Origin of the sequence: Adlercreutzia equolifaciens DSM 19450, from assembly GCF_000478885.1 — a bacterium.
In the GTDB taxonomy this organism is placed as follows: domain Bacteria; phylum Actinomycetota; class Coriobacteriia; order Coriobacteriales; family Eggerthellaceae; genus Adlercreutzia; species Adlercreutzia equolifaciens.
Map to the genome: position 1 here is coordinate 895119 of NC_022567.1, position 22993 is coordinate 918111.

Consider the following 22993-nt stretch of genomic DNA (forward strand, 5'->3'; position numbering starts at 1 on the left):
CGTGTACGAGTCTTAATCATCCGGCTGGCCGCCCATCCCGACACGGAACACGGCGCACGTCATAAGGGGCAGCACCGGAACAAGGGGAAGGAAGTACCTCATATAGCCGTTGACGGGCCCCAGTACACAGAAAACGAGGATCATCAGCCCCGCAACCAGCGAGACGATGCCAGCGGCACCGCGTCTTCGCGCCCCTGCGATAGCAAAGACCACCATGAAGGTGAGAACCCATGTGTAAATACCCGGATTGGATAGCAGGCACAGCGCCGGGTTCGTAACCCACAGTCGGCAATAGCCCTCGAATCCCTCGCGTATGGAAGCGGTATCGTCCGGGAGCAGGAAGCCGAGCGCCATGTCGGGCTCCCTCTGCTCGCGCGGAGTGAGTTGGAAGTTGTCGCGCGGATGTGCGCATAGGTTCTCGGGCCATGGCAGAAAGAAGCCGTAGCTCTCTTGCACAAAGGCGTCGAAATACACGCCGGGATGCCTGATCAGCATCGAGCCCCAGGCCTTCAGGTATCTCAGAATCTGCCCGTTGCTCTGTCCCACCCACAGCGCCTTCACGGGGTCGGCGGAGTTCGGATCGTACACCTCTATCGCCTTATCTATGTCGATGACGTCGGCGATGGCGTCCCTCTCCTCGGCGGTTACGTCGTCGCCGTGATATATCAGACAGCGGATCGTCTGCTGCAGCGGCACGCTGAACGCCTCTCCGCGCGACCCGCTGGTGACGCCGAGGGCCGGCCAAGCAAGCGCATTCGTCAGGCCAACCGTCGCGATTAGCCCAACGGAAATCGCCAGTGTCGCTGTTTTGGTGCTGCGCCCCTTAAGGAAAAGCAAGGCTAAGCACGAGACGACAACGACGAATATGCCGTCCTTTCTCAGCAGCACGAGCAGCAGTCCGAACAGGGCGAGCTCCATCCATGTACGGGCGCCCCTTTTGCCCAAGCAGGCGATTTCAATGAAGGCGCATGTGAAGAGCACGAAGAAGGGGAGGTAAAGAGACTCCTTGTATACGGAAACCTCGCGCGCTGGAAAGAAGCAGAACACGGTGCAGAACACCACAAAGGCGGCTACGAGGCCGAACCGCACGCCGAACGTTCGCATGAGCTCGGCAACTCTTGCCACGGCGCATGCGAACAGCAGCACCTGCAGCAAAACGAGCGCGAACATGGAACCGCTGCCCGGAGTGTAGAAGGCGCCGAGCAGAAGCGTATGGGCCGGAGGGTGGTGGTTGGTGAATGTGGTATAGCCCATGAACTGGCGGATCTCGTAGTTCGGGTCGTAGCCGACCACACCCGGATAGTACGCGACGATTAGGGGAATCCAGCATATGAATATGAACAGGGGCACGATAGCGCCAAGGTGATCGTCCACGAAGGTCTGCCATCCCGATGGTACGCGCCCTACCGCCTTGTTCTTGCAGAAGCAGAGGAAGGCCGAGGAGAGTAGGAAGGCCAAAACGAAGCCGCCAGCGAAAAGGCCAAGCGCAGAAAACGGCTTAGCCGCCAATCCCGAAAGGCTACCCTCGAGACGTGCGGTAACGCCGATCAAGACGTAAAGCGCCAGTACCACAGAAGTGGCAATGAGCGGCCTGATATGTTCGCGGATGATTTCCAGCGATCGGTGTCCTTAAACGAAAACGGGGCGTCGGCAAGATGGCCCTCGTGGGGTTCGTGTTTGAAAGTATAAGCTTTCCCGCGCCCCTTTCCTGCGTTTTTGTCGTGATTGCGCTCAATTGCCAGGCTCTCGAATCATCGAAGCACCGAGGCGCCGATCTTGCGGGCAAGACTACAACACTTACACTAGGGAACCAATGGCATAGTTATTTACCATATGAGACGCGCAAAGCAAGCGATCTCGTCCATAATGTATAGTGCATTTGTTGAATAGGCATCGCTTAAACTTGCCCTTTCGCTCTGAGACTTGGAGACACTAGGAGGAGCTGTGCAGATTTCCGTAATCGTTCCTTGCTTCAACGAGGAGGATACGGTGCGTGCTTTCGAGGCAGCCCTTAGGGGTGTCTGCGAGACGCAGTTGCCGGAGTACGACATGGAAATCCTTTTTGTCGACGATGGCTCAACCGATGCGACTCTGAGCATAGTAAAAGAGCTTGCAGAAAAATCCAACGACATTCGGTACCTTTCCTTTTCCCGAAACTTCGGAAAAGAAGCCGCGATTTACGCTGGGCTTCAATATGCGACGGGCGATCTGGTGGCGATAATGGACGCAGATTTGCAGGATCCGCCCACCCTTTTGCCGAAGCTGGTGGAAGCTGTAACGCGCAGAGACGGAGCAAGTTGCGACATAGCGCGAGTGAGGCGTGTGGACCGGAGCAAAGAGCCCCTGATCCGCTCAGTTTGTGCCCGGACATTTTATCGCGTGATAAATAGCATCTCAGATACGAAGATCGTTGATGGCGCGCGCGATTATCAGGTTATGAAACGGTGTGTCGTCGAAGCTATTTTATCAATGGGGGAGTACAACCGCTTTTTTAAGGGTATCTCCAGTTGGGTGGGATTTAACACCGAATGGTTCGAATACCAAAACGAGGAGCGCGTCGGAGGCAGCAGCTCTTGGAGTTTTGTGGGTTTGGTCCGCTATGCGCTGGAAGGTATCTCGTCTTTCTCCTCGGCGCCATTGCTCCTGGCTTCGGGGGCTGGCATTGTCTGTTTTCTCGTTGCCTTGGTGCTCATTCTTTTCATCGTGGTGCGAGCCTTGCTGTTCGGGGATCCTGTTCCCGGCTGGCCTTCATTGGTGTGCATTATTCTCCTGATAGGTGGTATTCAGCTGCTTTGCATCGGCATTTTGGGACAATATGTGTCAAAGATATACTTGGAGGTAAAGAACCGCCCAATTTTCGTCTTAAGAGAGTCGAATGTGAGAGGGGAAGCGGAATTGCCTTGTCGAAGCAGCGTGAACGGGTCCGTTGACCCTGGTGCTGCGAGAGCACACCGCCCTACATCCCCAGGTGACAGTTCGACTCAGGTATAATGCTTGACATGAATAAGTCTTTTCAAGCACAGCACGCGCAAGGCAGTAAGCTCCTGTCTCGATGGAAGGCAGCGCCGGTTTTCCGACTGCTGCTGATCTGCTTGCTTATTTGCGCTGTTCTCGAGGTGGTCGTTTTCAATTTTGGCAACCTGAGAACCTTGGACGAAACGGGGGAGGGCTTGCTGTCGGAGCCCGCGGAGCTTACGGCTGCAAGCAACGAGCTACTGCTGGAAAACGTTCCAGCTGATATGGGCGATGTTCGAGTCGAAATAGCCGATGCGGATGTTTCCCACTCGCTCGTATCGGTGACGCTGTATTTGCAGGACGAGGGCAACTCAGCTTTCTACGAGCTCGGGAATGCAACCATGACTCAGTCGGCCCCTCTGACTCAGTACTTGCATTTCAGCACATATGGCGAGGCGAAAAGCATGAAACTGCAGTTTCGTTTGGCCGATGGAGAATCGGTTAAGGTCAAGCAGGTTGTGGCCAATCCCAATTATCCCTTCGTGGTTTCGCCATTCAGGATAGTTCTTTACGTGCTGGCTACCGGATTCGTTTTGACCTTCAGGAAAAATGGGTTGCGCCGGGTGCTTGTCAAAGATAACGAGCATCTGCTCAACATGTCTACGGCGGCACTCATGGTCGTATACGTTGTGCTCATGTGCTCGCTTCTGCTGTTGAAGCCCATATATGTGGGCGTGGCAACGGACAGCTTCAACGGGCAGCGCCACGAAGATGGCAAGTCCTTTAGCACGTTTGTGTTTTCGGATCCGAACAATCCGGCAGCCGATCGCTTCCATGTGGATCGCTATTATGAGCTGGCGAAATCTATCGCCCATGGCCGCCTAAATTTGGAGATAGACCCGCCATCGTGGATGCAGGAGATAGAGAATCCCTACGACTTGTACGCTCGTGAGGCCGCAGTTCAGGAAACCGGCGAAGAGTACAAGTGGGACGTGGCCTATTACGAGGGAAGGTACTACCTCTATTTCGGGATAGTTCCCTGCCTGCTGCTCTATCTTCCTATGTATCTTCTGACGGGCATGACGTTCCCTGCCGGTATAGGAGTTTTGATAGGCGTTGCGGGCTACGGATTGGGCCTTGTTGTGCTGCTCAGAACGCTGGCGAAAAACTTCTTCAGCAACATATCCATCGGGTCGTTTCTCCTGGTGTCTATAGGCGCCCTGTCCTCCTCGGGCCTTTTGTACGCGATTCTGAGGGCAACCTCCTATTCGCTGCCCATGGTGTGGGGCCTGCTGTTCGCTGTTTGGGGCGTATGGTTTTTGCTGAAAGCCTGCTTGTCGCTAAAAAAGAAGTACTTCTTCTTCAGCGGGCTGGCGCTGGCTCTGGTTTTTGGATGCCGTCCGCAGCTGGGCATATCCATTCTCTTCGCATTCCCCACGCTTCTATGGCTCTATCGGAGGGCGAAGGCGGATAGCGCTTCCTCTTTGCGCGAGATACTTGCTCCGCGCGCTGGCAGCTTTGTTCTGCCAATCGTGGTCGTTGGATGCCTGCTGGCGCTTTACAATTATGCAAGATTTGGATCCCCACTCGATTTCGGCGCCAATTACAACCTCACTACGAACGACATGACGTTTCGCGAGGCATCTCCCGGGTTGGCGCTGCAGGGGATCTTCTTCTATCTGCTGCAACCGGCGAACATGGCCTTCGATTTCCCGTATCTTTTCGCGGCGAATGACGCAACATCCTATCTGGGCGTCAATATCGTGGAGCAGACCTTCGGCGGCGCTTTTGCCACTCTGCCATTCTTGCTCGGAGCTGTTTTAGCGTTGCGAAGGGCTATGAAGAGCGCTCCGTGGTCGCTCGCTATCGCAGCTCTCTGCGCGATGGGCTTTATTATCGCTGTGTTCGACTCAATTGCCGCAGGTGTTCTTGGAAGATACATGGTCGATTTCTGTCCGTTTTTCGCGACGGCAGCGGGAATTGGCTTTATGGTGCTTGAGGCAAACCGCGATTTGGGATGCTCGAAAGCGTTGGCGCAGAGTCTGCTCGTGGCCGCAGTAGTTGTAACGCTCGTGTACAACTTCTTTCTGCTGCTGGCCTTTTTCGGCGTCGATGGGGGAAGTACTGTCGGAGTCAATCAGTTCGATCCTGCGATGTGGGGCCGTTTGTGCAGCGCTTTCAGTCTTGCCGGGTAGGAGGTCGCCGTGCATTCTCGTGAAGTTGCGCCGCTAAGTAATAGCGGGCATCGGCTTGTCGTCTCGAAGGTACAGGGGAGCCGTCTAGTAGTACTCGCCCTTGCGGTAGCTGTTCTCATCAGCAGCTTTCCGTACTTCAGCAGCTTTCTTCCCTACATCCCTCATCAAGATATGGTGTTCCACCTGTATCGAATCGAAGGCATCGCTGGAGCGCTTTCCGATGGGCAGTTCCCGGTTCGAATGCAATACTCCCAATTCGATGGCGCCGGTTATCCGGTCTCCATTATGTATGGCGATCTGTTCCTGTACTTTCCCGCAATTCTAGTTCTGCTGGGACTTTCTGCCACACGGGCTTATTCCGTGTTCGTCATTGCCATTAACGTGGCCACCGTCGTGATTGCCTACTTCTCTTTTTCGAGGATATTTCGTTCGCGCCGCATTGGCGTGTTCTCCGCGTTTCTCTGGACCTTATCTTCCTACCGGCTCATGGATGCTTTCGTGCGAGCCGCAGTTGGGGAGTACGTTGCCCTTGCCTTTTTGCCGCTCATTGCCTTTGCGGTGTATGCGGTGTTCTCGAAGCAGCCCGATCTTCGAAGAGGCTACTCTTGGCTTTGGGGTGCCGTAGGATTAAGTGCTGTTATCTACTCCCACATAATAAGCGTGTTCCTTGTTCTGGTAGTGCTTCTCCCCGCTATCATAATCGGCCTTATCTATAACCATGAAGGGTATGTTTGGCTAAGGCTGGCTATCGTGGCGGCATTGACGCTCGCGCTTAGTGCAGCTTTTTGGGTACCCTTTTTAGACTTCTATACTATGGAGAGGCTTTCGATAAACAGCGCACAGGTGCCCGCAGAGCAGCAGTTGCTTGAATTCGCCCGTGCTGCGCTGCAGCCCTCACAGCTGTTCGAGTGCTTTTCTCCAATGAATCTGTCTCGCGCGGAGGAGGTGGATGCTGGGATCTACTTGTATGCAGATTCGATGCCCCTATCTTTGGGTGTCGCCCTTATCGGCTGCGTGGTGCTATTTCTTGGCTCTCGGGCGCTTGGCTCTGGCCTATGCAAGCAGTCGGAAAGAACGGTGGTAAGGGTCGGGTGGTTGTGCTTAGCAGGTGGAGCGGTGCTATGCCTTCTGACCACTTGCATTGTTCCGTTCGAATCGGCGGATCCGAACTCGTTGGTAGGTCGTTTCGCGCTTCTGGTGAGCCGCATCCAGTTCCCTTGGCGCTTTCTCGGCGAAGCGGATTTGCTGCTTTTGCTAGCTGGGTGCTGCGCTTTGAAGAGCGTAAGGCGAAACATAAAGGACGTAATAGCGCTTGCAGCAAGCGCACTCGTTTTGCTCGCCATGTTGGAGGGCGGCTTTGCGGGCACATCGTTCCTGGAAAACTCTAAAGCCTATAGAAGCATGGATGAGATAGCCGATTCATGGAGCGTTGGATCGGGGGAATACTTGCCCTACCACGACGGACCGGCCGCGCCGCCGCTTCATCCGGAAATAAAGACGGAAGGCGATGTCATCGAGGCGTCATTGTCTCGCAAGGGAACAACATTCGAAGTTAATTATTCGTCAGGAGCAAAAGGGGGCACCATTGCGCTTCCGATTTTTAGTTACGCGCACCTTGCTATAGGCGGAGTCGACCAAGATGAGGTGGACGTAGCGACCAACAAAGAGGGAATGCTTCAAATTGCTATTCCCCCTAATAGGAACGGAGAGCTGATTGTGTCGTTTGCCCAACCTATCGGGTGGACTCTTGCTGGCTGGTGCTCGTTCCTCTCTCTAGTCGCGCTTACGGTCTTTGCCTGTTGGTCTTTTCGGCAACGACGGCGCAGAGCCGCTTTGCACAAGATGTTCACATAATCCGGGAGTCAATACATGATGGAAGCACCACTGTACCGCCTTGCAAATGAAGGTTCCGTGCTATTCGCGGCCTAAAAAGCTACCGAAAAGAAAAAAAGTCAAAAAATCTGGCAAAACGTTGAGGCTTCGTATAGAACTCGTCCGTGAAAGATTTGCTTCGGTCATATCTTTTGCCTAACTACAGAGGCACAAGCGTTATGCGACAACCACAAGATTTCCGACCCTTAGCAATTCTCTTCAGGAAAGTGTGCTAGAACTGAGGAAGGAGTCATACATGACTACCAGCACAAACAAGACCGTGATCGAGGGTTCTATGAAAGGAGGAGTTGCTAAGGCTACGAGCGTGACGCTTGCCGGTGTTCTTGCTGTCGGCATGGTGCCTGCCGTTGCTCTTGCTGACGATGCTGCCGAGGTCGAGAGCGATGATGGCATCTCTGCGCTGCTTGCAGGCGATGCGTTTACCGGTGGTGCTGTTACTGCAGCTACTTATTGGGCCGACGCCAACGCCGCGAATAAGGATTGGACAACTGGCGCAATTTCTATCGAGGCAACTGGCGATCCCATTAACGTGGTGCCGACAGCTGTGACGCCCGTGGGCGCTGCTGCTGTGAATGTTGCGACCGTTACTGACTATGCTGCTGGTACGCCTGCGACTGGAACCGAGGGTGATCCGGATTACAAGCCCGCTACGCCGGCAACGCCTAACTCCTATCAGATGGCGGAGGGCTATACTCTGACCTATTATCAGGCTAATGCTGATGGCTCGAAGGGTGCTCAGGTTGCCAGCGTGATTTATCCCGGCAAGTATCTTGCAGTTGTTACTGCAACTGCCGGTGACTACGCTGGCGGAGAGATTGCTCTTCCGTTCACCGTTACTCCTGCAAGTTTTGGTGATTTGAGCGTTTACGAGGTAAATCCTGACGATGCTACGGATACGGATGACAAGACCCTCGTTTACACTGGTGCTCCGCTTAACCTTGGCGTTTGCAAGAAGGACGACGGCACGCTTCTTAAAAGTGGTCAGTACAGCGTGAAATTCCTCAAGGGTGGTTCGTCTGCTACTGATGCTGGTATTGACGTTGTAAATGAGGGCACGTACTTCGCAGTGGTTACTGGTACAGGCATTTACGCTGGCCAAAAGGTTACACTTGCGGACGTTGAAGTGAAGGCGTTTGACCTTACTGCGGGTAACGGATCAGACGGCTCTGTTGTTGTGGAGGTGCCCGCCGCTGTTACTGGCACCTATCCCACTACTCCTACTTCCGTGACATGGACTGATGCTTCTGGCAACGTGACCAAGCTTGCCAATCCTGCGCTTGTGAACCTGACTCTGGACAATGACCAGATTTGGGGTAATGTTGGAAGCTACAATTTCACTGCTGCCTCCGCAAAGAAGGATGATGCGAATATCACTGGTACTGCGAATGTGGCTATTGCAAAGGTTGAGGCGCTTGCAACCTTTAAGTACAACAACGCTGCATTTGCAAATGTGACTATCAACAAGGCTAATAACGACGCTGCCTACGACACCACCAAGATTACCGCATGGAACGGCAGCACGGCGCTTGCAGCTCCTACGGTGACTGTGACCAAGAAAGAAACTGTTGAGGGTGCTTCGGCTGCCGCCGATCTGGCTTCCAATAAGGCTGGTACCTATACCGTTACTGCAACTGTTGCGCCGGAGACTCCTTGGGCGGCTGCTGGTGATCAGAGTGTAACGGTTACGGTTACTAACGGAACACTTAACGCGGATACTAACCTTTACGTGTCTTACAAGAACGTAAGTACCACCGCGGTGACGGCTACTTATGACGGTACTGGTATTGCTGCGACTGATATTGCATGGAGTGTCAAGGGCGCAAATAATACTGTAGTTGCATCCGGCAATGGCGGTCAGCAGACCACTGTTACCGATGCGCAGGGTAAGAAGGTAAATTGGCCTCTGGTTGATGCTGGTACCTACACGGTTACTTTCAATCCGACTGGTTATGAGATGACCGGCGTCAATACCCTGCCTATTACGATCAATAAGCTCAATCTTACCGAGGGCAACATTCAGCTTTCTTCTGATCCCGCCGCTATTGAGGATAAATTGGTTGTTAATGAGACCTCTACTGGCTACAAGTGGTTTGACTCTACTGCGGATGTGCCGCTGCCGACAAACTTGTGGGTTAACGTAGGCAAGAAGGGCACTGGCGATGCGGATTTCGATAACGCTGCCTATGATAGCGTCGCAAATACGCTCGCCACTGTAACTTGGGAGCTTTATGACGCCGATACTGATAAGTGGAATACGGTAGTGAAGATTCCTGCTGGCACCACTTCTCAGGTTCGTGCAATCATCACTGCGGCCAACAAGGATGATGCGGACAACTTCGTCTTTACTGATGCTGAAGATAACCAGACTGTGCTTACCTATGAGACTGCTCCCGTTGCCGACATTAAGTTTGTCGATGTTCTTCCGGGTTCTTGGTACTTTACTCCAGTTTACAAGGCTACCCAGACCTTGGGTTATATGAATGGTTATGCCAACACGAAACTGTTTGGACCCAATGACCGTCTTACACGCGGCCAAGCAGCTTGTATCTTGTATAACATGGCTGGCGGTACTGTAAGTATCGATGAAGGTGCTATTGTTGGCAATGATCAAACTGGATACGAGTCGTTCGCCGATGTTGCTCCGAAGGCATATTACGCTAAGGCAATCGCCTGGGCAAAAGCTGCTGGTGTGGTGAACGGATTTGCCGGTACTGACAACTTCGGTCCTGACCAGACGGTTACCCGTGAGCAGTTCGCCTGCATGCTGTGGAACTATGCTAAGGCAGTGAATTCTTCTACCGTTGCTGGTGTGGATGTCGATGCCACTCTGTCCTCTAAGAAGGATGGCGCTAGCGTGTCCGGCTGGGCAAAGGATGGCGTGGCTTGGGCAGTGGCTAACGAAGTGATGGGTAATGGCGGAGTCATTAATCCCCTGTCGAACGTTACTCGTGCTGAAGCAGCCGCAATGGCTGTGAATTATCAGCCCGCAAAGCTGTTGGCCTAGTTACAATAGTGCATCAATTTGCATCCTAAGCCTTAGGATGAGAACGGTTGTCGTATAGGCTTTCGATAGAAACTCCCTCCGTGAATCTCACGGAGGGAGTTTCATGTATTAGCGATTTGGATCTGAGGTTTGTGAATGTCAAAACTATTGTCAAAGTTTCTTACTCTGGGTGAAGGCAAGCGACTTAAGCAATATCGTGAAAAAGTTGGAATGATCAATAATTGCGAAGAAGAGTACGCCGATAAGAATGATGCAGAGCTTCGTGGAATTGCAAACAGAATGCGCGAGCGTATTGCTATGGGTGAGAGTGTTGACAATCTTATGATTGAGGCATTCGCGCTAGTACGAGAGGCAAGCCGACGTTCGATTGGCATGAGGCATTATGATGTGCAACTGATTGGGGCCATGGCGCTTCATGATGGGTGTATCGCAGAAATGAAAACTGGTGAAGGAAAAACTCTGGTATCAACTGCAGCAGGCTTTCTTAATGCACTTGATGGTTCAAATGTCCACATCGTAACAGTGAATGACTATCTCGCTAAACGCGATAGCGAGTGGATGGGGCAAATCTACAATTTCTTAGGAATGCAAGTTGGTTTGCTTCAAAGCGGCATGAGTTCGCATGAAAGAAAGCCTGCGTATATGGCAGCTGTAACTTATGGGACCAATTCTGAGTTCGGATTCGACTATCTTCGTGACAACACGGCAATGAGCAAAGATGGACGAGTTCAACGTGGTCACTCGTTTGCGGTAATCGATGAAGTTGATTCGATACTTATTGACGAGGCGAGGACACCTCTCATTATTTCGAGTCAAGGTTTAGATGCCATTAGCAGATATGAGAGATTTGCGGAAGCTGTGCTCGGCTTGACGGAAGAAGACTATTCTATAGATGAAAAACGACGTACTATTTTTGCGACGGAACTCGGTCTAAAAAAAATTGAAGAGCGTCTAAGCATAGATATATACAGTGACGTAACAGGCCAATTGGCTAATCATTTAAAGCAGGCGTTAACAGCCCAGTATCTCTTTAATCGTGATAATCAATATGTTGTTGTTGACGGCGAAGTTAAGATTGTCGATGAATTCACCGGAAGGGTAATGGAAGGGCGCCGTTATAACGAGGGATTGCATCAAGCTATTGAAGCTAAGGAACGTGTGAAGCTTCAGCCAGAAAACCATACTCTAGCAACCGTAACTTTACAGAACTATTATCGTATGTACGAAAAGCTCTCAGGCATGACTGGTACGGCAATAACCGAAGACAGTGAATTCCTCGAGATATACCATCTTCCTGTTGTGCCGATACCGACGAATAAGCCAATTGCGAGAATAGATCAGCCTGATTTAATTTACAGAACGTCTGATGCGCGAAACAATGCTGTAGTGAATGAAGTAAAGCGGAGGAACGAGGAGGGTCAACCGGTTCTAGTAGGCACATCATCTGTTAAAGAATCAGAGCAAATATCACTTTTGTTAAAAAGGAACGGCATTAAGCATGAGGTACTGAATGCTAAAAACAATGAGCGTGAAGCTGAGATAGTTGCGGGAGCGGGTAGAAGAGGGGCGGTAACTATTTCTACGAATATGGCCGGACGAGGGACGGACATTCTTTTAGGCGGTAGCTATAAGCAGCTATACGAAAAGGCAATAAGTGTTTTTCATATCGATGAGCAGGAGGCTAGTGATTGGCAAAAACAACATGCAAAGAGCGAAGCCGACTATATTATTGAGCGTGAGGGTTATGCGGTAAGGCAGTGCGGTGGCTTGTGCGTAATTGGTACTCAACGCCATGAATCACGACGAATAGATAACCAACTTCGTGGTCGTGCTGGACGGCAGGGCGATCCTGGCGTTTCACAGTTTTTTCTCTCTCTGGACGATCCGCTTATAAAAAGATTTGGAGGGGATCGCCTTGAGGCTGTGGCCAATTTAATGGATAAGAATAGCATTCCAGAAGATCAACCTCTTCAGGATGAGTTGGTTTCTAAGGTTATAGATTTGGCCCAACGGCAAGTCGAGTCCATGCATTTTTCGACCCGGAAGAGTGTTCTAGAGTACGATGATGTTATGGATTTGCAACGTAAAGCTGTTTATTCCGAAAGAAATGCTGTGTTAGACGGAAAGCATATCCTTGACATAATTGATGAAATAGCGACTGATGTCGTCAGGCAAAATGTTTATGCTAGATGTCAGCAGAGCTTGGCCAGCGATGATTGGGATATGGAATCATTGGATCACTGGTATGAATCGGTTACGGGCGATGGATCGTGGTCGATGCGGGCTGTTGATCATGGGGAGGATGTAAATGTTCTTGCCGATGCGATATTGGATAGAATGCTAGAGATAGTCAAGAAAAAAGTTGATGCTTTCGGGGTGGATCAATTCAGGTGTATATGCGATAGCATGATGCTAAACTTATTAGATTTGCATTGGGTAGACCATTTATCAGATATGGACTATACAAAAAAGGGAATTAGTTTGCGAAGCTTGGGTCACAGGGATCCTCTAGTCGAGTATAAGGAAGAGGCTTATCGCTCTTTTGAGCTGATGGTTGATTCGGTTTACGAAAGCTTACTTCAATCGATTTTGCGCATTGAACCACCGAACGATCAGGATCTTGCTATATCTGAAGCCATAGAGATAATCCAAGGATTAGAAGGTTCGATTCCGATGGATCCAAGCAAGATGGTTTTATCGGGCCCCAATACTCCTGAGTGAATCGAGGAAAACAAACAATAACCATGCGAGTATTGGAGAAAGACTCAGCTTTCTTTCGTGATCGTTATAGCCAGTAACATATATTCGCTCGTGAACTTTGATAGCAGCATAGTCTCGATGGCGGAAGACAAGGCACTTGCCTTCAGCATGATCGAATTGCTAGGTTCGATCATGCTCGGAGACGGAATCATGGCCGATTCCATCGTAGCATTCGACGAAGAGGCCGTGTGCGGCGAGTTAAAGGGGTTCGTCAGGAGAATGGTCGAGGATACTCTGAACGGTACTGTCCAGACTCTTGCGCAAATTCCAGCAGGCGGCTGCCGGCCGTCGGCATGGTCACTCGTCCAGCAGCGACACGTCCAGATACCGCCTCGATCCCCACTCGCTGTCGGCCACGTACTTGAGCCTGGCCGTCACCAGCATGAGCGCGCTATTGCCGTCGGGGAACGTGCCCACCACCCGCGTGCGGCGGCGGATCTCGCGGTTCAGCCGCTCTATGGCGTTGTTGGTGCGGATGCGCCGCCAGTGCCGCATGGGGAAGCGCGTGTAGGTCAGCGTCTCCGCGACGCCGTCGCGGACGCACTTGGCGGCCGCCGCCAGCCTCATGCCGTCCAATTTGGCGGCGACGTCGCCGGCCTTCTCCGAGCTGGCCTCCAGCGACTCCTGGGCATGAATGGCCTTGAGCATCGCGGCCACCTCGGCGCGCTTGGACTTGGGGACCTTCGAGAGCACGTTGCGGTAGAAGTGCACCGTGCAGCGCTGGTAGGCGGCGTCCGGGAACACCTCGGCGATGGCGCCGGTCATGGCGGCGGCCTTGTCGCCGGTGAACATGCGCACGCCCGTCAGGCCGCGGCCCTTGAGCCAGGACAGGAACTCCCGCCAGCACTCGGCCGACTCGGTGAAGCCCTCCGCCGCCCCGATCACCTCTCGGTAGCCGTCGTCGTTGACGCCGATGGCCACCATCACGGCCACGTTCTCGAAGGAGCCGCCCCAGCTTCTCTTGAGGTAGATGCCGTCGACGAAGACGTAGGGGTACTCGCGGGCCAACGGCCTGCTCCTCCATTCCTCGACGGCCTCGAACGCTTTCTCGTTCAAGCTCGACACGGTGGCCGCCGACACGCTCGCGCCCCACAGGATCTCGGAGACGTCCTCGATGCGCCTGGTGGACACGCCGGCCAGGTACATCTCGATCATGGCCTCCTCCGCGCTGGTCTCGCGGCGTCTGTAGCGCTCGATGATGGCGGTGGCGAACCGCATGCCCTTGAGCTTGGGCATCCTGAGGGTCACCTGGCCCGAGGTGGTCGTGAGGCCGCGCTCGTAGTGGCCCGCGCGGTACGCCTCGCGCCCCGCCGTCCGCTCGTAGCGGTCGGCGCCTATGAGGTCGTCGGCCTCCTCCTCGAGAAGCGCGTTCAGGGTGTCCTCGACCGTTCTTCTGACGAGCTCCCTGAGCTCGCCGCGCACTGCTTCCTCGTCGAATGTTACGATGGGATCGGACATGGCTCCGCCTCCTAATATGATCGAATCTAAGCAACTCAATCATACCGAAGGCCGGGGCCGTGTCTTTTGGTATCTAGGCTATGCTGCTGTGAAAGTGCGCAAGAGATTGTACGTTATCCGAATAGTTTTTATGACCTTATTTGCCGAGGATCGCTATGCAGGTGACCCTCGGCGCGTTTTGCGCTCTTTGATTGCGGACGTTCCGTACGCTTGACCGCTGCTTTGTTCAGCTTCGGACAGAAGAGGAAGCATAGTAGAAGCGGAGCTGTGTAGATGAGTGGCAGGGCGTATCGGGCATGGAACATGGGGGTTATGAGGCAGGCTATAAGCGAGATCGCCACAGCTCCGTAACTAACGGTGATGAGAGAGCGTCGTTTCAGGCCTACGATGAACCCGATGAGCGGGACGTAGAACGAATAGAGGCAGGTCTGGAAGAGGATGCGCAGTACGGGCGCGCCGGCCAGTGCGTCGTAGAGGTTCATCATGAAATCGTGATAGCCGTTCAGCGCGGACGGGCGCCAGATGAGCGGCGATCCGTCGTGTTCGACATCCCCTGTGTCGCGGTGAATCCCGATGGTGCCGCCTGGAGCCAGGTAGGGTGCTGCTGTGGCCCATGTTGCCTTAAAATAGGCATCGGGGTGTTTCAATCCCTGCCTCACCCAGGTTCGAAGATAGTTCGCCAGATCTTGTGAGCTGCTTTCCGTGTTGAAGCCGAACTTGACCGGATCGGCCCAAATGGCGACGTAGCGCTCGGCCAGGTCGTCGTAGCCGAGCACCGCGTCGATGGCCTCGCGCTCGTCGGGCGTGACTTCGTCACCGTAGTCGATCACATAGCGAGCCGTCTGCTGGAAGAGGGGGCCTAGGGCTTCCTGCTTGCCGCCGGGAACCACGTCGAGCACAGGAAAGATGATGTAAGGGAGGATGCCCCACATGAGAACAAGGCTGGCGGCTCCGCAAGTGCAGAGTCTTGTCAGGGTCGTACAGTGCGAGGACCGATGAATAGTGGCCGGCTTGTTTTCGACTTTTTCTTTTCGGTAATTCCGTACCGTCGCGATGGCGAGGATGGCCAAAGTGAAGAGGACGACGTAGACGCCGGTCTTCTTCGTGAGACAGAGCAGCAGGCTGAGAGCTAGAAACCAGGCGAATGCCCTGTTATTCTCGAGGCACGACGCTCGGGTGCGGGCGATTTCAACGACAATGAGAAACCACGGGACATACAGCCAGGAGAACAGGGAGTCCTTGATCATGGCGCCCGTGTAACAGGCGTAGAAGGGCATAAGCGCGAAGAACAAAGCGCAGCTCAGACACAAGGGCCGCGGACAGCCTTGGCGGCGCAGGTACTCTATGGCCGCTGCGAAGCTTGCCGCCGTGCCGAGGGCCTGCAGGAGGATGTAAGCGAACACACCCTGGTTCCAGGAGCCGAACAGGGCGTCACTGGCTCGGGCGAAGGCGCCGAAGATGAGCGTATCGAAGATGGGATGGTGGTCGGAAAAGTAGTTGTCAACAAAACTCTCCGTCGGATCCCAGGGGATCAGGTAGATGGGATGGCCTTCGGGGTAGCACTGCCAAATCTGGTAGTAAGTGTCCCAGAGCATGGCCCCGGGGTACAACGAGATGATCCAGGGGAGCCAGAGAACGAAGATGAGGATTGTCGTTTTAGCAATGCGCCGGTAATTCATGAGCGGCGCCGTTTCGGATGAGCTGCCATCTGGTCTACTTTCCTGCTAGCCTTCTCTTGACGGCCCTCAGGACCGAGCGCGGGGCGCGTTTGGAGGGCTTCGATGCTTCTTTCAACTGCTTTTTCAGGGCGGCGAGTTCCTTGTCTTTCTGGGCGCATTCGGCCTTCAGGGCGTCGCGCTCGGCTTTGGTTTCGGCGAGGGATTTCTCTAGGTTCGCCGTACGACGGTGGGAGAACGGGCGGCTGTTGAGGAAGAACTCGGCGGGAATGGCCCCGCTCTTTGCGGGACGGGTGTTCTCGATGCGTTCCAGCAGGAAATCGAAAGCGCGATGGCTGGCGGCCTGCAGGGGTGCGATGTGGGCGCACAGCGTTGCGTGCTAGGCGTCGGCATTCTCCAGAGCCGAGCGCAGGGCCGTCGCACATTGCTCGGCAGTGGCCGTCGGGGGCACCAGCAGATCGGCGATGCCCAGATCTTCGTAAAGCGCCGCCACCTTCGGAAGATAGTCCATGCCGACGCAAGGGATGCCGGCGGCGCTCATCACCAAGGCACTGTGGTAACGCATGGAGAAGCCCGCGCGGGCGCCCTTCAGAAAGGCGGTGAGGGCCGAGAGGTCGTTGCCGTAATCCTGAATGGAGCATTGCTGCTTGCAAGTTGCGACGGCGATCACCTTCTCGGCAAGGGCGCGGTCGCCGGGGTCAAGGATGCAGAAGGCGAAGCGCGCGTCGGGGTGCGCCTCGGCCACGATGTCCAGGGCGTGGGCCATGCGCGCGGGGAAGTCGGCCGGGGTGTTCTCGTACTCGCGCAGGGAAATGGCGACGGGGAGCTGCGGGGCGTCGGAGGTTGCGGCCGGCTGGGGCGGCTCTGCGGTCTCGTCTGCCGTGAGGAAGATGGTATCGGCGCCTTCGATCACCTGGCTGGCGGGGACGCCGCAGGAGCGGATGAGGTCGCCGGTCTCGCGGTCGCGCGGGGTGAACAGCGCTCCCTGACGGCCCATGAGTTTCACCAGCTGCCGGCCGTCCAGCACCTCCAGGGGGCCGGCACCGATGCCGTGGAAGACGACGGGGGTATCGTTTGCCGCCGCCAGGGAGGCGTAGGCCACGATGCCCGGAATGTCCGACACGCGGGCCGAGGTGAAGGTCTCCGCCTTGCCCGCCGTCCAACGGATGCCCTGGTCGAACAGAAGGCCCGCCACGACGAGGGCCGCGCTTGAATAGGCGAGCGCGCGGTCCACCGCGATGATGTCCTTCAGCGTAATGGCATAAATGCCGCGCTCGACGAGGGTGTGCTGCGGGTTCTCGCTGACGGCGACGACGGATGATCCCTCAACGTCGGCGCGGATGCGCTCGTCCAAGGTGGCGAGGATGAGCTCGTCGCCGTAGTTGCCCATGCCGAAATATCCCAGGATAGATATGATAGTGCGGGGGCTCCCGGTGCCGGAAAGCCCGGAGCGACCGGGCTCGGGCTTCTCCAAACGATCGATAGCGCTTGAGATAGCTGTTTCCAGCATGGGGAAATCCGCTCCGCTGTCGCGCCAGGCGGCGAGGCGGCGGGATTGAAGGGGCAGTCCCTCGGCGACGAGGTCTTTGAGTGCCCTTTCGGCTGCGGGGGCGCCGTTCTCGCTGGTCTCATCCCAAAGGATGACGGGCGCCCCATCGGCTTCGGTGAGCAGCGACAGGTTCTCTTGGGGCGCCGGCCCCTCGCCGGTGAAGTGCACTTGGGCCACGGCCGAGCGGGAGGTGTAAACAAAGCCGTTCCACAGGCTTTTGTCGGTTTGCCATTCTTTGGGCCATCCTTCGCCCGTGCAGCGGATGGGCAGCTTCAGCTCCTTGGCGGTGGGGGCGAGCGTGCGCAGCGCTTCAATGCGCTTTGGAGTGGCATCCTGGAGGCAGATGAGGCGCGGAGGATAGGCTATGGTGTTCGCAAGGGGGGTGGCTAGATAGGTGTCGTCGATAAGCGGGCGGTCGCAGAGCTCGTCCAAGGTCATGACGATCATGGAGGAGGCAAGGCTCATCGCCTCGTTGCGCTGCGCTTCGGTAAGAAGAACCCCGTCGGCGACGATGAGGCCGTCGGGCTGTTGCCGCTCGAGGAATCTTGCTAGTGGGGTGATGTCTATCGCTTCTCTGTCTTTGCTGAAAAGGAACGGATGACGTTGCGAGTCGAACCAGAAGACCGTGTGCCCTAGATTCTCCAAGGCGCATTTCGCGCGCCACGAGAGGGAGGCAGAGCCATCGGTGGGGTTGGCTAGCAAGACGAAGCGGTGGTACATGGGAGATCCTTTCCGCGAGGGGAGGGAGGCGGTGCCAAAAGGCATCCGGCAAGAAGCGGCAGGGCGCAGGCGATGGGCAGCGCGTAGCGCAGCTGGCCGTTCAGGGGACCGGCGAGCACGGTGAGAAGCAGCATGGCCAAGGGCACCGCCAGCACCAGGGCGCGGCGGTTGCCTCGATGGGCGGCGTAGGCGACAAGGATGAGGAAGGCCCACACGTACAGCGCGGGCGAGTAGATGGCCGACAGCACGGGGATGCTAAGCTGGGCATCGAAGAATTTCGTGACGGGACGGCGCAGCTCGTCGGGCGTGAGGTTGTGCACCTTGAAGGTCTTGTTGATGGGCTCGCCCTGCATCCAGACGTACCACAGCGGTCGGTCGACATCGGGTCCCACGATGGCCCAGGGGTAGAAGTAGGCGTAGGTGTTGGCCAGGGTGGCCCTCAGATAGGTGGCCGGGTGGCGCAGCCCCATGGAGAGCCACGCGCGGAAATAGGCGTCGCGGGCCTCGCCTTCCAAGTTGCCGGACTCGTCCTTGAGGGATTCTTTCACCGGGTCGGCCAGATCGGGGAGGTAGAGGTCGGCCAGCTCGTCGTAGGGCAGCACGGCGGCGATGGCGTCGCGCTCGGCGTCGGTCACGTCGCCGGGGTGCTCCAGCAGCACGCGGGCCGTTTGCTGGAAGGGGACCGACAGCATCTCCTTGTTCTCCTTGGTGTTCACGCCGAGGGCCGGCCATGCCACGTTCATGGCGAGCAGGTAGGCGGCGGCGCAGGCGACGGCGACGCCCAGGGCCGTGCGCGCACGGCGTCGCCCGGCGCGGCGGGGAAAGGCGCGGCCGAGGCCGAAGAGCGCGGCGAGGGCCAGCAGGGAGGGCAGCACAATGTAGACGCCGTTGTTACGCGTGAAGCACAGAGCGAGGCCGGCGGCGGCCGCCCAGGCCCACGCGGAGGGCGCCGGTCGCGCCGAGGCCATGAGGCGCAAAAGCGAGAGCGCGAACAGGCAGAACACGGCGAAGAACAGCGTGTCCTTGATGGCCGTTTGGGCGAAGAGCCCCCAGCCGGGGTACAGCGCGAAGAAGGTCAGGGAGGCGATGACGAGCCAGCGCGGCGCCTTCATGGAGACGAGCTGGCGCACGGAAAGGGAGAAGGCGGCGACGCAGGCGGCGTACTGGAGCAGCACGATGAGGAGGAGCCCCAGGTTGTCGGAGTAGAGCGTGCGGCCGAGCGTCATGAGGCCGGCGTAGAGCAGGTTCATGAGGACGGGGTGGTGGTTCTCCAGCGGGGCGTCGGTGATGAACTGGTTCATGGAGCGCGCGCCGTCCCAGGTGAGCGTGCCGGGGAAGTAAATGATGAGGTAGGGGAGCCAGCACAGGGCGATGACGGCCGCGGAGACGAGCAGGCAATGGCGGCCGAAGAAGCCGTTCTCCGCCACGGTGCGCCAACCGCGCCGGCTTCCTCGGTCGAGCCAGCGGAAGAGGGTGCGCAGCAGCAGGTAGCCTATGGCCCACAGCGCTGCCACGACGGCGACGAGGGCGGGGGCGCTCGGCCAGTGCAGGGCATAGCCGTCATCGGGCACGGCGTGGGAGCACACGTAGCCGGCGACGTTCGCCAGGGCGACGAAGAGGGCGCAGATAAGCGCCGGCCAGACGATCTTGGGCGAACGACGGGTGGCGGCCATGGTATCCTTTCAAATCTCTCTTGTGAGCAGGCGGGCAGTATGTTAAAAGTATCACAAACAAGTTGAGCGCCCATGCGACTATTGGGGAATGACATGAACAAAGAACTGAGACGACCGATATCCGCTCTGCTGGCGGCCCTTCTGGCCGCGAGCCTGCTCGCCGTGCCGGGCACCGCCCTGGCCGAGGAGGCCGCGCAGCCGACCGCCGATGCGCCGGCGGCGGACACGGACGGCATTCTGGTTATCGCGGAGGGCACCTCATCGGTTGCCGCCCTTGCCGCCGACGGCGGGGGAGAGACGGGGGTCGAGGCGGCCGAGGTGCGCGAGGCGCTGGAGGATGCCGGGCTGCAGGTTACCGAGCAGCTTTCCGACGAGGCGGGCGGTGCGGTCTTCGCGGCCAACGCCCCCGCGGGGATGAGCGACGAGGAGGCCGCCCGGATGGCGGGCGAGCTTCCCGGCGTGGCCTGTGCCCAGCCGAACTACGTGTACTACGCCATTGACGACATCTCTCAGCCGGATTTGCTTTCGGCGGGTTTGGACGAGGGGGAGGTTGCCGTACTGGCGGCCCTGCCGCTGCGGGCCAACGACCCCTATGCGGCCATCTCGTCCCCTACGGCATCACGCAACCAGTACTGGCTGTACGCGAGCGCCTTCCCCGAGGCCTGGGAGTTCGTCACCACCGATGGCGCGGTCACTGTCGCCGTTATGGACTCGGCCGTCTATTCCGACCACGAGGACCTGCGCGCTAATGTGCTGCGCGACGAGGCATGGGATGCCACCGATGACGGACCCATGGATTTCGACACTGCGAACTACACGGTGAACTCCGGACATGGCACGAGTGTAGCCGGTGTGGTGTCCGGCGTGGCCAATAACGGCAGGGGCATCGCTGGCGCTTCGTTCAACGGCCAGGTGCTTCCGGTACGCGTCTTCAACAACGAGGGCCAAAGCTCCACCAAATTCATCTACCAGGCGTTCATGCACCTGATGCGGGAGAAGGCTTCCGGCCGGCTGACGGATCTGCGGGTGGTGAACCTGAGTCTTGGCACCTACAAGGCGGAGGCTGTGGCCGACGGCATATTGCGAGGGTGCATCGCTCTTATGCGCGACGACTTCGGTGTCGTCACGATATGTGCCGGGGGCAACGGCGACAAGGCTGGTCGTCCCCGAACCGACCCCTTGTACCCGGCGGACTGGCCCGAGTGCGTGGCCGTGACGGCCCTGACCGCTGACGGCGCGAACGCCTCGTGGTCGGACTACAACCCCTACAAGGACATCAGTGCGCCGGGCGTCTCCATGCTGACGACGCGGCCGGGGTCTTCCAACGCCTACGGCACGATGAGCGGCACGTCGTTCTCGGCGCCGCTCGTGTCCGGGGCCTTCATGCTGCTGTTCACTGCCTTCCCAGAAGCATCGGTAGGCGACGCGCGCGACGCGGTGTACGCGTCGGCGACGCCCATTTCCGATAGCGTGAACGACCGCAGCGAGACGAGCGGCAGCCACGGGGCCCTGAACGCCAAGGGCGCGCTGTGCTACCTGAAGGCATGGCGGTTCACCGACATGCCCCGCAACCATTGGTCCTGCGAGAGTGTCGGCTACGCCGCCTTGAAGGGCATTGTCAACGGATACGCCGACGGCAGCGGGGCCTTCGGCGTGGAGGCGACGGTCACCCGCGAGCAGGCAGCCTGCATGCTGTACAACTACCTGGGCGATGACGCGTCGGCGCCGGCGGCGCCCCAGGGCGATGTGGATCAGGGTCAGTGGTACGCCGGCGGCGTGAACTGGGCCGTGGCGACCGGCGCCATGAACGGATACAGCGCCAGCGATTTTGGGGTGGGTCATCGCCTTACCCGCGAGCAGGCGGCCTGCATCCTCGCCAACGCATCCCATGCGGATGTGGACGTGGCCGATCCGACGAAGTTCAACGGGCTGAAGGGCACTGCCCAGGCGAGCGATTGGGCGCGTGCGGCCCTTATATGGGCCGTGGACGAGGGCATTCTGAACGGCGTGGACAACGGCGACGGCACGCGCAGCCTGGCCCCGGGGCAGTACGTGACCCGCTCGCAGATGGCCGCCCTCATGACGAACGCCATCGAGGCGGGCATTCTGTAGGACGTTGCCGTCTTCGGCGCCGCGGCGAGCAGGTGGTTTTAGCGTAGCCGGTGGGCCTAGCGCCTAGCGGCCGCCCTTTAGGGCGCGCTTGACCTTCGCGGCGAGGCTCGCCTTCTGGGCCGGCTTGGCGGGAGCTGCCGTGCCGCTGAAGGCGAAGCGGTTCTTCTGCCCGTCGGCGTAGGCGCGGGCCAGAAGCTCGTATTTCGCCTGGGCGTCGGTGCCCAGGGCGTACAGCTCGTCTCCCAGCTTGGCCAGACCGCTGGCTGCGGCGCCGGCGGGGCCCTGGTAGGTCCACTGGTCGCTTCCGTAGGTTTGGGATTTCTCGGTGTCGGCCTCGGCGTAGTTGTGCACCGAGGCGCCGTCGAACAGGACGCCCTCGGCCACCTGGCGCGCGGGGTTGCCGGCCCAGCTGGTGTTCGAGGGCACCTTCTTGCCCGCCACCACGGCCTTAGCGCCGATGATGCTGCCCGAGCCTACGGTGGTGCCCTTCAGCAGCATGGCGTCCTGACCGAGCCACACATGATCGCCCACCAGCACGTCGCGGCTGGGGTTCAGGCGCTTCTTCGTCTGGGTAGAGTACACCAAATGCGGGTCGGCCGTGCGGGCCCACAGCCCGAAGGAGAAGAGCCCGCGCTTTCCCAGCACGATGGAGCGCCGCTCCGAGGCGATGGCGTTGAAGGCCCCGTTGGTGAAGGTACTCGCGCCGATGGCGAACACCGAGGCGCTCCACACCGTGACCGACAGGCGCAGGTTCTTGTTCGGGCCCTCGATGAACACCACGGCGTTCGACCCGTTGAAGGTGATGCGCGTGCCGGCGAGGGAGACGCCCTCACCGCAGAACAGGATGTTGCCCCGGGCCCCCTCGGCGAATTCGATGCGCGAGGACGCCATGGCGGGCGCGCAGCCATAAAGCGTGTTGTCGGACTCGGCGAAGTAGGCGGCCACCTCTTCGGGCGTCGTGAGGACGGTGCTCATGGTTTCCCTTCGATCCCTTCTGG

12 protein-coding genes are annotated in these 22993 nt (G+C 57.4%); 6 read left to right on the forward strand and 6 right to left on the reverse strand.

Going from position 1 to position 22993, the window contains the following annotated elements; translation table 11 throughout:
• Positions 1-12: 12 nt before the first annotated feature.
• On the reverse strand, positions 13-1572 hold the full coding sequence (locus AEQU_RS03375) for a DUF6020 family protein (RefSeq protein WP_041714404.1): 1560 nt from the start codon (positions 1570-1572) through the stop codon (positions 13-15).
• A 372-nt stretch (positions 1573-1944) separates the two neighbouring features.
• On the opposite strand from AEQU_RS03375, the gene AEQU_RS03380 reads away from it, so the two are divergent.
• The 5 genes from AEQU_RS03380 to secA all read left to right on the forward strand — a co-directional run bounded on the left by AEQU_RS03380 (position 1945) and on the right by secA (position 12768).
• A complete protein-coding gene (locus AEQU_RS03380) occupies positions 1945-2991 on the forward strand; it encodes a glycosyltransferase family 2 protein (protein ID WP_022739524.1) in 1047 nt (348 codons plus the stop codon).
• 8 nt (positions 2992-2999) lie between these two features.
• A complete protein-coding gene (locus AEQU_RS03385; protein WP_144079464.1) occupies positions 3000-5150 on the forward strand; it encodes a hypothetical protein in 2151 nt (716 codons plus the stop codon).
• A 9-nt stretch (positions 5151-5159) separates the two neighbouring features.
• Complete coding sequence (locus AEQU_RS03390) at positions 5160-7004, forward strand: hypothetical protein (RefSeq protein ID WP_022739526.1); 1845 nt, start codon at positions 5160-5162, stop codon at positions 7002-7004.
• A gap of 274 nt (positions 7005-7278) precedes the next feature.
• Positions 7279-10047, forward strand: a complete 2769-nt coding sequence (locus tag AEQU_RS03395) for an S-layer homology domain-containing protein (RefSeq protein ID WP_022739527.1) — start codon at positions 7279-7281, stop codon at positions 10045-10047.
• A 135-nt stretch (positions 10048-10182) separates the two neighbouring features.
• Entirely contained in the window at positions 10183-12768 is a 2586-nt protein-coding gene (gene secA, locus AEQU_RS12265; protein ID WP_022739528.1) for a preprotein translocase subunit SecA, read from the forward strand.
• A 336-nt stretch (positions 12769-13104) separates the two neighbouring features.
• Here secA and AEQU_RS03405 read toward each other — a convergent pair whose 3' ends face one another.
• The 4 genes from AEQU_RS03405 to AEQU_RS03420 all read right to left on the reverse strand — a co-directional run bounded on the left by AEQU_RS03405 (position 13105) and on the right by AEQU_RS03420 (position 19883).
• A complete protein-coding gene (locus tag AEQU_RS03405) occupies positions 13105-14265 on the reverse strand; it encodes an IS256 family transposase (protein ID WP_022739529.1) in 1161 nt (386 codons plus the stop codon).
• Between the two features lie 128 nt (positions 14266-14393).
• Positions 14394-15944 (reverse strand): DUF6020 family protein, encoded by a 1551-nt coding sequence (locus AEQU_RS03410; RefSeq protein WP_022739530.1) that lies wholly within the window; start codon positions 15942-15944, stop codon positions 14394-14396.
• Between the two features lie 376 nt (positions 15945-16320).
• Positions 16321-18210, reverse strand: coding sequence for a polysaccharide pyruvyl transferase family protein (locus tag AEQU_RS03415; protein ID WP_022739531.1), 1890 nt, complete (start codon positions 18208-18210; stop codon positions 16321-16323).
• Positions 18186-19883: a DUF6020 family protein gene (locus AEQU_RS03420; protein ID WP_022739532.1), complete on the reverse strand. Its 1698-nt coding sequence runs from the start codon at positions 19881-19883 to the stop codon at positions 18186-18188. Before AEQU_RS03420 ends, AEQU_RS03415 begins: the two co-directional genes overlap by 25 nt.
• 93 nt (positions 19884-19976) lie before the next feature.
• On the opposite strand from AEQU_RS03420, the gene AEQU_RS03425 reads away from it, so the two are divergent.
• Positions 19977-21995 (forward strand): S8 family peptidase, encoded by a 2019-nt coding sequence (locus AEQU_RS03425; protein WP_022739533.1) that lies wholly within the window; start codon positions 19977-19979, stop codon positions 21993-21995.
• Positions 21996-22058: 63 nt separating this feature from the next.
• Here AEQU_RS03425 and AEQU_RS03430 read toward each other — a convergent pair whose 3' ends face one another.
• A complete protein-coding gene (locus AEQU_RS03430; protein WP_022739534.1) occupies positions 22059-22970 on the reverse strand; it encodes an LbetaH domain-containing protein in 912 nt (303 codons plus the stop codon).
• Between the last annotated feature and the right edge of the window lie 23 nt (positions 22971-22993).